16 protein-coding genes are annotated in these 15,165 nt (G+C 54.8%); 14 read left to right on the top strand and 2 right to left on the bottom strand.

Translation table 11 applies throughout. From position 1 onward, the window contains the following. The first annotated feature begins 40 nt into the window (after nucleotides 1-40). The 9 genes from M2118_RS05690 to M2118_RS05650 are packed head-to-tail and all read left to right on the top strand — an operon-like array spanning nucleotide 41 to nucleotide 5,764. Nucleotides 41-616 (top strand): helix-turn-helix domain-containing protein, encoded by a 576-nt coding sequence (locus M2118_RS05690; protein WP_280794967.1) that lies wholly within the window; start codon nucleotides 41-43, stop codon nucleotides 614-616. Beyond that, nucleotides 616-1,185, top strand: a complete 570-nt coding sequence (locus M2118_RS05685; protein ID WP_280794966.1) for a DUF6036 family nucleotidyltransferase — start codon at nucleotides 616-618, stop codon at nucleotides 1,183-1,185. The genes M2118_RS05690 and M2118_RS05685 overlap by 1 nt, the downstream gene beginning before the upstream one ends. Nucleotides 1,186-1,235: 50 nt before the next feature. Continuing rightward, on the top strand, nucleotides 1,236-2,450 hold the full coding sequence (locus M2118_RS05680) for a CpaF family protein (RefSeq protein WP_280794965.1): 1,215 nt from the start codon (nucleotides 1,236-1,238) through the stop codon (nucleotides 2,448-2,450). Further along, complete coding sequence (locus M2118_RS05675; protein WP_280794964.1) at nucleotides 2,447-3,331, top strand: type II secretion system F family protein; 885 nt, start codon at nucleotides 2,447-2,449, stop codon at nucleotides 3,329-3,331. Before M2118_RS05680 ends, M2118_RS05675 begins: the two co-directional genes overlap by 4 nt. Beyond that, on the top strand, nucleotides 3,328-4,266 hold the full coding sequence (locus M2118_RS05670; protein WP_280794963.1) for a type II secretion system F family protein: 939 nt from the start codon (nucleotides 3,328-3,330) through the stop codon (nucleotides 4,264-4,266). Before M2118_RS05675 ends, M2118_RS05670 begins: the two co-directional genes overlap by 4 nt. A gap of 26 nt (nucleotides 4,267-4,292) precedes the next feature. Next, nucleotides 4,293-4,481 carry a hypothetical protein gene (locus tag M2118_RS05665; protein WP_280794962.1) on the top strand — a complete coding sequence of 63 codons (189 nt, stop codon included), beginning with the start codon at nucleotides 4,293-4,295 and terminating at the stop codon, nucleotides 4,479-4,481. A gap of 8 nt (nucleotides 4,482-4,489) precedes the next feature. Then, a complete protein-coding gene (locus M2118_RS05660) occupies nucleotides 4,490-4,903 on the top strand; it encodes a TadE/TadG family type IV pilus assembly protein (protein ID WP_280794961.1) in 414 nt (137 codons plus the stop codon). Continuing rightward, nucleotides 4,878-5,321 carry a hypothetical protein gene (locus M2118_RS05655; RefSeq protein WP_280794960.1) on the top strand — a complete coding sequence of 148 codons (444 nt, stop codon included), beginning with the start codon at nucleotides 4,878-4,880 and terminating at the stop codon, nucleotides 5,319-5,321. Before M2118_RS05660 ends, M2118_RS05655 begins: the two co-directional genes overlap by 26 nt. After that, entirely contained in the window at nucleotides 5,321-5,764 is a 444-nt protein-coding gene (locus M2118_RS05650; protein WP_280794959.1) for a pilus assembly protein TadG-related protein, read from the top strand. The genes M2118_RS05655 and M2118_RS05650 overlap by 1 nt, the downstream gene beginning before the upstream one ends. Before the next feature lie 3 nt (nucleotides 5,765-5,767). Here the strand turns inward: M2118_RS05650 and M2118_RS05645 are convergent, their stop codons facing one another. Next, a complete protein-coding gene (locus M2118_RS05645; RefSeq protein ID WP_280794958.1) occupies nucleotides 5,768-6,757 on the bottom strand; it encodes an asparaginase in 990 nt (329 codons plus the stop codon). Nucleotides 6,758-6,827: 70 nt separating this feature from the next. Continuing rightward, a complete protein-coding gene (gene gabT / locus M2118_RS05640) occupies nucleotides 6,828-8,171 on the bottom strand; it encodes a 4-aminobutyrate--2-oxoglutarate transaminase (protein WP_280794957.1) in 1,344 nt (447 codons plus the stop codon). Between the two features lie 145 nt (nucleotides 8,172-8,316). On the opposite strand from gabT, the gene dxr reads away from it, so the two are divergent. From dxr to M2118_RS05615, 5 genes are all read left to right on the top strand, one after another. Next, nucleotides 8,317-9,399 carry a 1-deoxy-D-xylulose-5-phosphate reductoisomerase gene (dxr, locus tag M2118_RS05635; RefSeq protein ID WP_280795033.1) on the top strand — a complete coding sequence of 361 codons (1,083 nt, stop codon included), beginning with the start codon at nucleotides 8,317-8,319 and terminating at the stop codon, nucleotides 9,397-9,399. A 45-nt stretch (nucleotides 9,400-9,444) separates the two neighbouring features. Further along, a complete protein-coding gene (locus M2118_RS05630) occupies nucleotides 9,445-10,773 on the top strand; it encodes a M50 family metallopeptidase (RefSeq protein WP_280794956.1) in 1,329 nt (442 codons plus the stop codon). Between the two features lie 54 nt (nucleotides 10,774-10,827). Beyond that, entirely contained in the window at nucleotides 10,828-11,955 is a 1,128-nt protein-coding gene (ispG, locus tag M2118_RS05625) for a flavodoxin-dependent (E)-4-hydroxy-3-methylbut-2-enyl-diphosphate synthase (protein WP_280795032.1), read from the top strand. 120 nt (nucleotides 11,956-12,075) lie between these two features. Then, on the top strand, nucleotides 12,076-13,329 hold the full coding sequence (locus M2118_RS05620) for an MFS transporter (protein ID WP_280794955.1): 1,254 nt from the start codon (nucleotides 12,076-12,078) through the stop codon (nucleotides 13,327-13,329). A 9-nt stretch (nucleotides 13,330-13,338) separates the two neighbouring features. Then, nucleotides 13,339-15,102 carry a proline--tRNA ligase gene (locus M2118_RS05615; RefSeq protein WP_280794954.1) on the top strand — a complete coding sequence of 588 codons (1,764 nt, stop codon included), beginning with the start codon at nucleotides 13,339-13,341 and terminating at the stop codon, nucleotides 15,100-15,102. The last annotated feature ends 63 nt before the right edge of the window (nucleotides 15,103-15,165 follow it).

The raw sequence follows: 15,165 nt of genomic DNA, 5'->3' as shown, positions 1-15,165 counted from the left end.
TCAAACTCTGTTATCATATGTGATAACAGAGGAGACTCCTATGGACGCAGGCAAAGAACTTCGTCGAGCACGACGTGCTCGTGGGTTTACCGTGCGTAAATTGGCAGATCTTGGCGGCACTTCTGCTGCCGCAATTAGCCAAATTGAGACTGGAGCACGTGGAGTAAGTGTTGAGAGATTCTCATCGCTGTTGAAGAAATCACGGCACAGGTTGATTGCTATTCCGACTTTGGCCAGCACAGCAGGAGAAGTAGCGGAAAGTATCGCTCTTTTTCTTGCTGAAGGTGACAATCAGGCTGCCTACCGAGAGTTCATCTCGTTTAGTGATTCTCTGAGGAAACAAACTCCAGCTGTCCGTGTTGTGCTTACGCTGGTGGCCCCGGAATCTACCGGTTCGGCGCTTTATGACGCAGCTATTGCTGCGCTAGTCGAGCATTGGCTGATTGATGAGTCTTTGCCATTGCCTTCGTGGCTCGAAAGTTCAGAATTATTTCTTCCTGAATTACAGCATTTGCGCGAAGGAATTTACGGTCCAACTCCAGACCTCGACGAGGTATCAGTTGCATTCCAACGCCACAATGTTTTGTTCCCTGCTATCGCGATGGAGAGCGTCTAATGACTCAATCACTTTCGCGCGATGACATCATTCGTGGACTCAAGGAACTTGCTGACGATCTCAATAGCCGCGGTATTTCCGCTGAAATATTTATCATCGGCGGTGCCGCACTCGTACTTCGATATTTCGACAGGCGACTGACTAGCGATGTTGATCTGCGTGCCATAAATTTTGACATTATTCGTCCTTCTGCAGAAGCTGTTGCTGACATCAACGGCTGGGATCCTGACTGGATCAACAATGCTGCGACCCAATTCGTTCCATCTTTAGGAAAGAGCGTCACCTGGGAAACCTTGTATGAAAACAAGGGAGTCTCCTTCAAGGTGACCACGCCTGAAGTCATGTTGGTGATGAAGCTTGCTGCTTCACGTACAGGTCGTGACGATCAAGATATAGCTAATTTGCTTGCCATAACCGGTTTATCGACACTTGAAGAACTTGAAGGATTATTCGAGGAATATTTCCCCGGGGATGTCCTTCCTCAGAAGGCATATCGAATGATTAACGCCTTGCTCAACACAGGTTTGCCTGAGTTGCCAACAACTCCACCCCCTCCCGGACTCGGGTGAGGTGTGGATAACTCCTAAGCCGGTTGTGATGGAACGGGCATGATTTCTTCATGTCTGATTCCATCTCCCGCATTGTTGGTGCTGTTCGAGCCAAAGCACATGACGGTGCTGTTTCCTCGACGAGTCTGAATCCTGACCTCGAGAAGTTACTTCGTGACGAGATTCTTCGGGATGGTTCCCACAATTCAGGTGCCCCTCTTAACGATGAGGAACTTCGTTTCCTCGCTATGGCTGAACTCAATGGTTTCGGTGCACTGCAGCCCCTGCTGGAAGATTCCTCCATTGAAGAAATTTGGATCAACAGCCCAACAGAGGTATTCGTTGCGCGCAATGGTGTCGCTGAGCTGACCGAGCTCTCATTCACAGATACACAGGTGCGCGACCTGGTTGAGCGCATGCTTCAGGCTTCTGGGCGTCGCGTTGATATGTCCTCACCGTTTGTGGACGCATCACTGCCTGATGGATCACGCCTTCACGTGACCATTCCCGACATCACCTCCAAGCACTGGGCCGTGAACATTCGAAAGTTCTCCAAGAACGTGCGTGACTTGGCTCATCTTGTGGAGAGCGGTTCTCTCACGCGCCAAGCAGCAGAGTTTCTTCGCATGAGTGTCCTAGCTAGACAGAACATTCTCGTTTGTGGAGCAACCCAGGCAGGTAAAACCACGATGCTCAATGCGCTGCTTCGTTCTTCTCGTGAGAATGATCGCATCATCACTGTGGAAGAAACTTTTGAACTCAACTTCGATGCTCGTGACTGTGTTGCGATGCAGTGCCGTCAGGCTAGCTTGGAGGGCACAGGCGAGATCTCTCTCCGCCGCCTCATCAAAGAAGCTTTGCGCATGCGCCCAGACCGCTTGGTGGTGGGGGAGGTCCGTGAAGCAGAGAGCCTCGATCTGCTCATCGCGTTGAACAGTGGCCTTCCCGGTGCCTGTTCACTTCACGCCAACAGCGCTCAAGATGCACTTACCAAGCTCTGCACGCTGCCGTTATTGGCGGGCCGCAACATTGACTCCAGTTTCGTGGTGCCCACGGTGGCGAGCTGTATTGATGTCGTTGTGCACTGTGAGCTCGATCGTTTTGGTCGCCGCCGTGTCAGCGAAATCATCGCCCCCACAGGACGTGTCGTGGATGGAGAGATTGAATCGACAGTCATCTTCCACCTCGTTGAAGACGTTTTGGTAGCTACTGGCCTAGCTCCCGAACGCATGGACAAGTTTGAACTGACAAACCTCAACCCTCGTATTGTCTTGGACGCAGCATGAGACTGTCATCTATCGAGATCCTGGGAATCTTTCTGGGTGCCAGCGCCGGATTGGGCATCTTTCTGATCGTTTCCAGCAAGCTGTGGCCCAAGAAAGAGCGTGTGGAACGGGTATCGACACCCTCGAAGTTTTCGCGTGGTCTGAAAGAAACCGCCTTGCAACTAGGCATGAAGTCATCAGTGTTGTTGGCTTTGTGTGTTGTTCTTGCAGTCATTGGTGGCACTCTTGCTTGGGCAGTAACAGGAGTTGCTGTGTTGAGCGTGGTTCTAGCGGGAACGGCAGCAGCGCTTCCGGTGATGTTTGCCGCAAGCAGGCGTGCTTCAGCACGCAAGGCATTGCGAAATCAATGGCCTGATGTGGTGGATGCGTTAATTTCTGCCATTCGATCTGGAGCGAATATCCCGGATGCTGTTATCTCACTTGCAGGGTTCTCTTCGAAAGCAGTGAGCACACCTGCGGCCTTATTTGCCCAGGATTACAAAGTTTCTGGAAACTTTGAACTGGCCGCACTGGATCTCAAAGCTCGATGGGCCAACCCCAATGGCGATCGCATCGTGGAGACCCTTCGCCTGGGCCGAGAACTTGGTGGAACTGAAATCACGACCGTTCTTGGATCACTCGGGTCGCACCTCCGTGCTGAATCGGCACTGCGCCAGGAAGTTGAAGCTCGACAGGGCTGGATTCGTTTGGCTGCTCGTATTGGCGTGATGGCTCCCTGGATTGTCTTGGTGATGTTATCCACCAGGTCAGAAGCTGCCCAGGCCTACAACTCGGGCGCAGGTGTTGTGCTCATTTTGATTGGACTCGGAGTGAGCCTGCTGGCATACCGAATCATGTCTGCCGTGGGATACCTCCCTGATGAGAAGCGGTGGTTGGCATGAGTTCACTTGCTGGATGGGGGATAGGACTTGGTGCTCTCTTCGGTTTGGGCGTGTGGATTATCCTCACCACACTGCCGAGCTTTCGTAGCGCATCGCTCCAGAAACGCGTTGCTCACTTGGTCGCGGATATCTCACCGCAGGCCTATGCCGATGTGACAGAAAAGAGTTCTGCTCCATTGCCACAGTTCGACTTTGGTATTCGTGGACTGAAGAACAGTTTGATGACTGTCACGGAACGGTTCGCAGGTCCGGCCGATGCCGTGGAGCTTGATCTTGCCAGAGCTGGATCCGAACTCTCGGTTACTGAGTTCCGTGCCCGCCAAATTACCTGGGGATTGTGGGGAGCCGCAGCGGGGCTTCTGGTTGATGGCGCTGTTGCTGTGATGACACAGCCCAGTGCGCTCGCTTATGTGCTCGTGCCCGTCATGGGTGCGCTTGTGGGTTTTCTCAGCGTGAGGTATTTCTTGGGATATGCCGCAAAAGCTCGAGTGAAGCGCATCGAGGCTCAATTGCCTGCGGTGTGGGAATTTTTATCCTTGAGTCTTTCCGCAGGTGAAGGACTGCCTGACGCTCTGCGCCGCATGGCCACCATTGGCCATGGTGACATCACAGATGAGTTCCGTGTGGTTGTGCTGGATGTTCAGTTGGGTATCCCAATGGCTACTGCCCTGCAGTCACTAGAGCGCAAGCTCAAGATTTCTGCACTTTCCCGTGGCATTGAACAGATTCTGGGAGCACTCAACCGTGGAACTCCAGTGTCAGCTGTACTTCAAGCACATGCTTTAGATGCCCGTGAAGATTCCAAGCGCAGATTGCTCGAAAGCGCTGGACAAAAAGAAGTGGCCATGCTGGTGCCACTGGTTTTCCTGATCTTGCCCGTCACCATCGTCTTTGCCGTCTTCCCCGGTTTACTCGTCATTCAATCGGGCTTCTAGTCCACAACTCAAGGAGAAATACAGAAATGAAAAGCATGATTACTCGAATCAGCTCAGCTATTCAGTCCAAGTTCAGCGATGAGCGTGGAGATGTTCCGGGATGGGTTCTGATTACCCTGATGACCGCTGGACTCGTTGTTGCCATCTGGGCTATTGCCGCTCCAGCTCTGGGCACCGTCTTTGATCAGGCCATCTCACGCGTTGTGAGTTTCTAGAACACATCATGAAGTCAGGGTTAGGACGCGTGCTCGAGAGAGTGCGCAATGACGAGAGCGGCTCGGCTGTGGTCGAGTTTGTCTTTGTGGGCATTTTGCTCACCTTCCTGACCCTGGGTGTGCTTCAACTGGGCCTCGCTCTGCATGTTCGCAACACCATTCAAGATGCAGCCTCAGAAGGAGCGAGGTGGGGTGCGCTGATCGACTCCACCCCTGCTGAAGGTGTCCAGCGCACCAAAGAACTCATCACAACTGCGGTGGGGGATCAATATGCCCAAGACATCGCTGTTTCAAGCCAGCAATGGATGGGTGCTCCCGCAACGGTGATCACTGTGAAAGCGCCACTTCCCATGATTGGGCTCTGGGGTCCTGCAGCTTCGATGGAGGTGAGTGGTCATGCGGCTTCCGAAGTTCTTCACTAAAGAAGATGGCTCAGCTTCGCTTGAGTTCATCACGGCCGGAATGCTGCTCCTGATTCCTCTGGTGTATTTGGTTGTGGCAGTCGGTGCTGTGCAAGGCGCGACGTTAGCGACAGAGGGTGCGGCTAGGCAGGCAGCACGCGTCTACGTCGAATCCCCTGATCAAGGCACCGCCGTCAAGCGTGCTCAACAAGCAATCGACTTTGCGCTCGCCGATTATGGCCTGGACTCGAAACAAGCAGATGTCACCATCACCTGCTCTGCTAGCTGCCTTGAGCCTGAGTCGTTGGTGAGTATAGGCGTGGGGGTCAAGGTTGTGATGCCATTAGTTCCTGCAGTGCTCAACCTTGATCAAGCTGCTGTTGTTCCCGTCTCATCCCAAGCCAGCCAGGTTGTTTCACGATTCCATGGAGTGCGCTGATGTGGGCAAGGCGTATCCGAGAAGATGAGGAAGGCTCCAGCCTGATTCTGATTATCTTTGCTGGATTGATTGGGCTTGCTGTCGTTCTTGGCACAGTTGCAGCCACAAGCCTGTATATCGAGCGCAAACGCCTGTTTACTGTGGCTGACGGAGCTGCGCTCGCCGCAGCTGAAGCATTCAATCTGGATGACGTACAGGTGATCAACGGCCGCGCCAGCATTACTTTGACAAGCTCTGCTGTTCGCTCAGAAACCGAGAACTATTTACAGCTCATCCCCGTAACCGAGAGCAAAGGTATTTCTGTAGTGTCGGCCGTCACAAATGACGGCCGCAGTGCCACCGTCAGCTTGCAGAAAACGTGGCATCCGCCAGTGGTGTCCATCTTCATGCCTGAAGGCATGGTGCTGGACGTGACCTCCACAGCACGCACGGTGCTGGGTTAGTGACTAGAACGTGGTCTGAAGCTGTCCAACAACCTTGCCGCCACCTTGAACTTCAGTGTGAAGGCGAGGGATGAGAGCATCAAGCCTGGTCTGTTCCAGTGCACCTGCGCGAACCAATGCCTGCAGGGCAACAATAGGTGCAACGCGGAGGTTGCCATCCAGAATTTTGGTGGCAACAGTGGTTCCATCTGGGGTTGAGACGATGAAAACCCCTTCGTAACCTGACTTTGCAGTGAAGCCGAGTTCCTCCATGATGATCACATCAGGTTCGCCGTGATCTCCCACAATCCAGGGGTGGGCAAGCATGGACTCAAAGAGTGTGTCTGCTGATTTCTTGATGCCCATCGGTGTGGACTCATCTGCCGCGTGCATCTTGGCGACACCTGAAGCCAGTGCAACCAGGGGCATGGCGTGAACCGGAGCGCCACAGCCATCAACTGCGGTTGAGGTGATGGTTTCCCCCGTGAGGTATTCGACGGCCTCGAGAATGCGGACCTGGAGTGGGTGGTCACGGTCGAGATAATTCTCGGTTGGCCATCCTTCGTGCTTGCAGGCCAACAGCATCGCTGCGTGCTTTCCGGAACAGCAGTGATAAATCGGTAAAGCCCCGCCATTTGCTTTGTAAACCTGCTTGAGCATGTCCTTGTTGACGGGCCACTCTGTTGCGCACCTGAGGTCAGCTTCGGTGAAGCCTTCCGTGGCGAGGAGTTCCTTGACCAGTTCCACGTGTGCTGCCGAACCAGTGTGGCTGGAGGTTGCAAGGGCAGTGAATTCGGGGGAGAGCTTCAGGCCAGTTGAAAAGATACCCATGGCTTGGAAGAGCTTCATGGCAGAGCGAGGGAACACCAATGCGGTGGGATCACCCTTGCTAAACAGAACCTTGCCAGCAGGGTCTACAACAACGACGCTCCCTGCATGGCGTGACTCAATAAAGTCGTTGCGCACGAGGACAGCAAGTTCCTCTGAGGTTGTTACTTCACCGGTTCCGGGCATGGTCAGTCCTTTGATTACAAGAAAAGAGGGGCCACTGCGTTAGACGCGGTGACCCCTCATAATCTACTTGTTAGAGAGTGGCAAATGCCTCGTCAAGAACGCTCAGTGCGTCTTCGAGGAGGGCATCGCTGGTCTTGACCGAAGGCAGGAAGCGCAGAACGTTTCCGTAGGTTCCAGCCGAGAGCAGGAGCAGACCGTGCTGTGCACCGAAGGCCACAATCTTGGTAACTGCTTCTGCATAGGGATCCTTGGTGCCGGGGTGGACCAGCTCAATAGCGAGCATGGCGCCCTTACCGCGTACTTCACCAATGATGGGGTACTTGTCCTGCAGCTTCTTGAGGCCACCACCGAGGGTCTTCTCCACGCGCTTAGCTTCGTCGAGCAGGTTGTCCTTCTCGATTTCGCTGAAGATCGCAATTGCTGCAGCGCAGGAAACAGGGTTACCACCGAAGGTGCCACCAAGGCCACCAGGGTGAGACGCGTCCATGATCTCGGCGCGACCTGTTACGGCAGCGATAGGCATTCCGCCACCGACGCCCTTGGCGATGGTAACGAGGTCAGGAACGAAACCAAAACCTTCAGACGCGAAGTAAGCACCGGTACGAGCCATACCTGCTTGAACTTCGTCGGCTACGAAGACGACGTTGTTCTTGGTGCACCATTCCTGGATGGCGGGAAGGTAACCATCTGCAGGAACGATGAATCCACCTTCACCCTGAATGGGCTCAGCGAAGACAACAGCGAGGTCTTCTGCGCCGACAATCTTCTCGAGGTACGTGATGGTGCGCTTGGCTGCCTCGGCGCCGGACAGACCGTCGCGGTAAGGGTAAGAGCTTGGTGCACGGAAAATCGAGGGAGCAGTGGGGCCGAAACCTGTTGCGTAGGGAGCGTTCTTGAAGTTCATGCTCATGGTCAGGTTGGTACGACCGTGATACGCGTGATCCAGAACAGCAACACCGTTCTTGCGGGTGTACTTTCGGGCAATCTTCACAGCGTTCTCTACAGCCTCAGCACCCGAGTTGCACAGCATGGTGCGCTTGGCGTGGTTGCCGGGGGTGTGCTTGGCAAGAAGCTCAGCAACCTTGACATAGCCCTCGTAGGGGGTCACGGTGAAGCAGACGTGGGTGAAGTGAGCAGCTGCTTCAGAAACAGCAGCAACAACTGCATCGTTGGCGTGGCCAATGGTGGTGACGCCGATGCCGGTTGCGAAGTCGATGAACTGGTTGCCGTCAACATCCTGAACGATGGAGCCGTAGGCGTTCTCGATGTAGACGGGGAGGGCTGCACCAACGCCGGGAGGAACTACCTCAGCGCGTCGTTTGTGCATTTCCTGTGACTTGGGACCAGGAATCGCGGTGACAACCTTACGTTCCTGAGTTACTGCAACTGATGCGGGGGCAGAGGTGTTTGACATAGTGCAATCCTAACTTCCTCGGCTCTGAGGAAAGTGAGTGTTGGGTAGGAAAAATTCGTGATTTTTCGCAGAGTTAGCAATCCTCTCCATATTAGTTCGCATCCGAACGACATAGCTAGAGCTGAACAGTGGAAAGATGGCTGTTATGCGTCGCGTTCTCATTCTTGGCTCGTCTGGTTCCATCGGAACCCAGGCGCTGGATGTCATTCGCGAGAACCGTGATCGTTTTGAGGTTGTCGGTCTGTCCGTGGGAAGTAACCGCGAGGTTCTGCACGAGCAGGCAACAGAGTTCGGCGTGAGCCATATTGCAATCGGACATGTTGAAGCAGAACAACTCGTTCGCTCTGTCGGCGCCGACGTTGTACTCAACGGAATTACTGGCTCTGTTGGACTTGGCCCGACTCTTGCTGCACTAGAAACAGGAAAAACTCTCGCCTTGGCGAATAAAGAGAGCTTGATTGTCGGCGGTACGTTGGTCACTGATCTGGCCAAGCCAGGTCAGATTGTGCCGGTTGACTCTGAGCACTCTGCCATCGCACAGGCCCTGTTTTCTGGAACCCATGCCGAAGTGCGCAGGCTTGTTCTGACTGCCTCCGGTGGACCATTCCGTGGTCGTAGCCGTGAATCTCTCGTGAATGTCACACCACAAGAAGCGCTCGCGCACCCCACCTGGGACATGGGGCTCGTAGTCACGACAAATTCTTCAACGCTGGTCAATAAAGGCTTGGAAGTCATCGAAGCTCACTTGTTGTTCAACATTCCATTCGATCGAATTGATGTGACAGTGCACCCGCAGTCCATCGTACACTCGATGGTGGAGTTCGTGGATGGTTCCACCATCGCTCAGGCGTCACCGCCTGACATGCGTCTTCCTATCTCGTTGGGCTTGGACTGGCCTCACCGCGTTGCGGGCGTGGGGGAACCTTTGGATTGGACAAAGGCACAGAGTTGGACTTTCGAACCTCTCGATGAGGAAGCTTTCCCTGCCATATGGCTGGCAAAGCAGGTTGGTACCGCGGGATCTACCTTCCCGGCAGTGTTCAATGCGGCCAATGAACAGGCCGTGATGGCATTCCATGCAGGCAAAATCGGCTACCTCGACATCCTCACCACGATTCAGCGTGTGGTGGACGAACACACACCGGCATCAGGTGCACTCTCACGAGAAGCAGTCCTGGATGCTGAGAGTTGGGCTCGTCGACGTGCGGATGAAGTTATTGGTGGCTAACCGTTTCTCGGTTGATTGTCAGACGGTCAGGTTAATCTTTTTCTAATGGATACTTTCTGGCTTTACGTACTCGGCGTCGTTATCTTTGTGGTGGGTCTCGCGGTCTCTATTGGTCTGCACGAAATCGGGCACTTGGTGCCTGCAAAAATCTTCGGCGTGCGTGTTGGTCAATACATGATCGGCTTTGGTCCAACCTTGTTCTCTAAGAAAGTGGGAGAAACCGAGTACGGCGTGAAAGCTATCCCGCTCGGCGGCTACATCTCGATGGCAGGGATGTTCCCTCCGGGAGATGAGCCAACCGAATCGAAGAATCGTGTTCGCCGTCTCTTCGGCAAGCTCGTTCAAGATGCCCGTCAGGCCAGCGATGAGTCGATGGTTGATCTCGACAAAACTCGTGCTTTCTATAACTTGCCCGTCTGGAAGCGCATCATCATCATGGTCGGCGGACCATTCATGAACTTGGTTTTGGCTTTTGTGTTGTTCGCCATCTTGCTTGTGGGAATTGGCCAACCCCAACCCACTACTTCCGTGGCATCGGTCACCCAATGCGTCACGCTTGAGGGCGTTCCCGCAGATTGCAGTGATGTCACCGTTGAAGGCCCAGGTGTAACCGGAGGACTGCTGGCAGGCGACACCATTGTGTCTATTGACGGTGAGAAAGTCTCGAACTGGAATGACGGTACCGACGCTATTCGTGCCTCAGCCGGAAAGCCTCTTTCCATCGTGGTTGACAGAAACGGTGTCGAAAAGAATCTGACCATTACACCCGTTCTTGCTACGCGTTCTCTGGTTGATGCCGAAGGCAAGCCAATCCTCGACGCTGCAGGCAACCCCATCAACCAAGAAGTGGGCTTTATCGGCATTGCCCCTACTTACGCCCTTGCTTCACAGCCCATTACTGCGGTGTTCCCGCTCATGGGAGAGAACATCTCGGGCGTGACCAACATGATCCTGCACCTGCCTCAGCGCATGGTGGATGTGTCGAACGTGGCATTTGGTGAAGGTAAGCGTGACGTCAATGGACCCATCGGAATTGTGGGTGTGGGTCGTGTTGCTGGGGAAGTAGCCAGCACGAACCTTGTTGATCCCGTTTCCAAGGGTGCCACTCTGATTGGCATCTTGGCATCGCTGAATATCGCACTCTTTGTCTTCAACATGGTGCCACTGCTCCCGCTTGATGGCGGCCACATTGCAGGTGCCCTCTATGAGGGTGCCCGTCGCAAGATTGCAAAGTGGCGAGGACGTCCCGACCCAGGTCCCTTTGATACAGCAAAGCTAATGCCACTCACCCTGTTGGTTGTGCTTCTGCTGGGCTCGATGAGCGCACTGTTGCTGTATGCAGACATCTTCAAACCTGTCAGCATTTTTGGCTAAACATCTTCAGCAGAGACGCGTAAGCTAAACCTCGTGCCAGCCGTGAATTTGGGAATGCCCAAGACCCCTGAAGTCCTTGCTCCTCGCCGTAAATCGCGCCAGATCAAGGTAGGCAAGGTGCTGGTCGGCGGTGACGCTCAGGTCAGTGTGCAGTCCATGTGCACCACGCCCACCACCAACATCAATGCCACCCTGCAGCAGATTGCTGAGTTGACTGCATCCGGTTGTGACATTGTGCGTGTTGCTGTCCCTAGCCGTGACGATGCCGAAGCCCTTCCGATCATTGCCAAGAAGAGCCAGATTCCGGTTATCGCTGATATTCACTTCCAGCCCAACTATGTTTATGCCGCGATTGATGCAGGCTGTGCTGCAGTTCGAGTGAACCCAGGCAACATTCGTAAGTTTGATGACCAGGTCGGCGAGATTGCTCGCCGCGCCAAAGAAGCAGGCGTCAGCATTCGTATTGGGGTGAACGCGGGATCGCTTGACCCACGTTTGCTAGAGAAGTACGGCAAGGCAACTCCTGAGGCACTTGTAGAGAGCGCCGTCTGGGAAGCAAGCTTGTTTGAAGAACACGACTTCCACGACTTCAAGATTTCGGTCAAGCACAACGACCCCATCGTCATGGTCAAGGCCTACCGCCAGCTCGCTGAGCGCGGTGACTGGCCACTTCACCTGGGTGTAACCGAAGCAGGTCCTGCATTCCAGGGAACTATCAAGTCGGCTACCGCCTTTGGAATTCTTCTGGGCGAGGGCATCGGTGACACCATCCGTGTTTCCCTCTCTGCACCACCAGCTGAAGAGGTCAAGGTTGGTTTGCAGATTCTGCAGTCGCTCAACCTCCGTGAGCGCAAGCTTGAGATCGTGTCATGCCCCAGCTGTGGCCGTGCGCAGGTTGACGTATACAAGTTGGCTAATGATGTGACCGAAGGTCTTGAAGGAATGACCGTTCCATTGCGCGTTGCTGTGATGGGTTGCGTTGTGAACGGACCTGGTGAAGCACGTGATGCTGACCTCGGTGTTGCCTCTGGTAACGGCAAGGGCCAGATCTTCGTCAAGGGTGAAGTCGTGAAGACCGTTCCTGAGAGCGAAATTGTGGCAACTCTGATCGAGGAAGCAAACCGCTTGGCAGTAGAGATGCCCGCCAGCGAAGTGGGCACCGTTCAGGTCATCACCCCCTAATGGAAGCTATCTTCACAGGGCCATTCATCTTTTCGGCTATTTTCTTCCTGGTGCTCATTGGCATCGGAATTGTGGTTTTCAGTCGCTTCAAATAAACCCCCTGGGGTATAGCCTCTAGACGTGACCACAGTCGACTACGGAGCTATTCAGAAGCGCTCTCTGCGCATCCTTGCAACCGGTCAGGTCCTGGGTGGCTTGGGCATGGGTGCCGCGTTCTCTCTTGGCTCTCTCCTGACGGCTGAAGTTGGCGGTTCCCCTGCCTCTGCGGGACTCTCCGCAACCATGTCCACACTGGGCACAGCGCTCTTCGCTATTCCTCTTGCTCGCTTGGCAGGCCGCGTGGGGCGTCGCTACGCCCTGGCAACAGGCGGCGCTATCGGTCTTGTCGGAGCAATCATGGTGATTGTTGCTGCCTCCCTCAACAACCTGCCTCTATTGCTCGCGAGCATGCTCACACTCGGCGCAGGTGGTGCAGTGAATCTACAAACCCGCTTCGCCGCTGCTGACCTAGCAAAACCAGAAACGCGTGCACGGGATCTCTCGCTCGTGGTCTGGGCCACAACAATCGGTGTTGTTGCTGGTCCGAACTTGGTGGGCCCAGGGGACCTGCTGGGCGAAGAACTAGGACTACCCCCGCTGACTGGAGCATTTGCTATTGCAGCCATTGCTCAACTCTTCTCAGCGATACTCTTCCTCACAGCTCTTCGTCCAGACCCATTGTTGTTAGCTCGTGAACGTGCAGCTGCTGAAGGAGGAGTGCAGATCGCTCCGCGCCGAGGATTCGGTGCTGCTGTTCGCATCCTTGCCGAAACCCCAGCTGCCGCCGTTGCTGTCTTTGCACTTGCGATGAGCCACGCCACGATGGTGGCAGTCATGGCCATGACGCCGGTTCACCTTGCCTTGCACGGTGTAGTGATTCCTCTCATTGGCCTCACGATTTCATTGCACACAGCCGGAATGTATGCGCTGTCACCTGTCTTTGGATGGATGGCGGACCGCATAGGTCGTAAGCCAGTAATCCTGCTGGGACAAGCAATCTTGCTTGCCTCGTTGTTGGTCAACTTTGCTGCACCAGACTCGCTAGCTGCGGTCACATTTGCCCTCATTCTGCTTGGGCTGGGTTGGTCTGCCGCAACGGTCGCCTCTAGTGCTTTACTCACCGAATCAGTCGCTCCACAAGACCGAACCACAGTTCAAGGCTTCTCAGACACTGTGATGAGCCTGGCGGGTGCGGGTGGCGGTGCATTGGCGGGTCTCGTGCTTGCGGCTGTGGGTTATGGGCTGCTGAATGTGTGGACCATTACTCTCGTGCTTTTTGTTGTTATCGCCGTGCTCGCGCTCGGCTGGCGCACCAAGGCAGCCGCCACGGCTTAAGATTGAGACGTGCCTACACGTCTTTCACACCTATTTCTCCGTACTCTGCGCGAAGATCCTGCTGAAGCAGAAGTAACCAGCCACAAGCTGCTGCTTCGTGCCGGCTACATTCGCCGCCAAGCTCCTGGAGTCTTTGCCTGGCTGCCGCTGGGTCTGCGAGTGAAAGCCAAGGTTGAGAAAATCATCCGCGAAGAGATGACAGCTGCCGGTGCTCAGGAAGTTCACTTCCCTGCACTGCTGCCCAAGGAACCCTACGAAGTTACCGGTCGCTGGACTGAATATGGGGATGGCATCTTCCGTCTCAAGGACCGCAAGGATGCGGACTACCTGCTTGCTCCCACCCACGAAGAGGTCTTCACCCTTCTGGTGAAGGACCTTTACAACTCATACAAAGACTTGCCTGTGTGCTTGTATCAAATCCAGGACAAGTACCGCGATGAGGCTCGCCCTCGCGCAGGTCTCCTGCGCGGCCGTGAATTCACCATGAAGGACGCCTACTCCTTCGACATTTCAGATGAGGGACTCGCTAACAGCTACCAGGCGCAGCGTGATGCCTATGAGCGCATCTTTACCCGTCTGGGTCTCGACTACGTCATTGTGAAGGCAGATGCCGGTGCAATGGGTGGTTCACGCTCAGAAGAGTTCTTGCACCCCACCGAAGTTGGTGAGGACTCCTTCGTGCGCTCAGCTGGTGGTTACACCGCCAACATCGAAGCCTTCACCACGGTTGTTCCTGCCTCGATTCCTATTGAAGGTCAGCCTGCGGCTCGCGTGTTTGATTCACCGAACACTCCCACCATCGATTCCTTGGTTGCTCACCTGAACGCAACCGAGCCTCGTGCAGATGGTCGCCAGTGGACCGCTGCTGACACCCTCAAGAACGTTGTGTTGGCGTTGACTCACCTCGATGGCACCCGTGAGCTGATCTCAATTGGCCTCCCAGGCGATCGTGATGTTGAGTTGGCACGTGTTGAGGTCGCCTTCTCACCTGCAGCTGTTGAAGCAGCAACAGAAGAAGACTTCGCCAAGAACAAGACCCTGGTCAAGGGTTATATCGGTCCTTGGTCAGAAAAGGGTGCTGTTCTGGGTTCTGAAGGAACCTCCAAGATCCGCTACTTCGTTGACCCTCGCGTGGTTGATGGCAGTGCTTGGGTAACCGGCGCCAACGTTGACCAGAAGCACGTGCTCGATGTTGTTGCAGGTCGCGATTTCATCGCGGACGGGGTTGTTGAAGCATCTGATGTTCGCGCAGGAGATCCAGCACCAGACGGTTCTGGTCCTGTTGAGATTGCTCGCGGTATGGAAATCGGTCACGTTTTCCAGCTGGGGCGCAAGTATGCCGAAGCTCTGGGGCTCAAGGTTCTGGATGAAAACGGCAAGCTCGTCACCGTCACCATGGGTTCTTATGGCATTGGTGTGACACGCATCCTTGCTGTCATCGCTGAGACCAACAACGACGAGAAGGGCCTGATTTGGCCTGCAAACGTCTCACCCTTCGACATCCACGTCATTGCCACTGGCAAGGACGATGAGGTATTCGAAGCTGCCGAGAAGATCGTGGCCGAGCTTGAAGATGCTCGCTACGAGGTTCTCTATGACGACCGCCCCAAGGTTTCTCCTGGGGTGAAGTTTGGTGACGCTGAGCTGATTGGTGTTCCCACCATCGTCATCGTGGGTAAGGGTCTTGCCGACGGCGTTGTTGAGCTGTGGGATCGTCGCAGCAACGAGCGCACCAGCGTTCCCGTTGCAGACGTGCTCACGCACCTCAAGTAATAACAAGAATTCATTGCCACGTTCCCGTTGGGGGAGCGCGGTTCCATCATGCCCGCAGGTCGG

It is taken from the genome of Aurantimicrobium minutum (assembly GCF_029892845.1).
Taxonomy (GTDB): Bacteria; Actinomycetota; Actinomycetes; order Actinomycetales; family Microbacteriaceae; genus Aurantimicrobium; species Aurantimicrobium minutum_B.
This window is presented reverse-complemented; position numbering and strand designations above follow the sequence as displayed.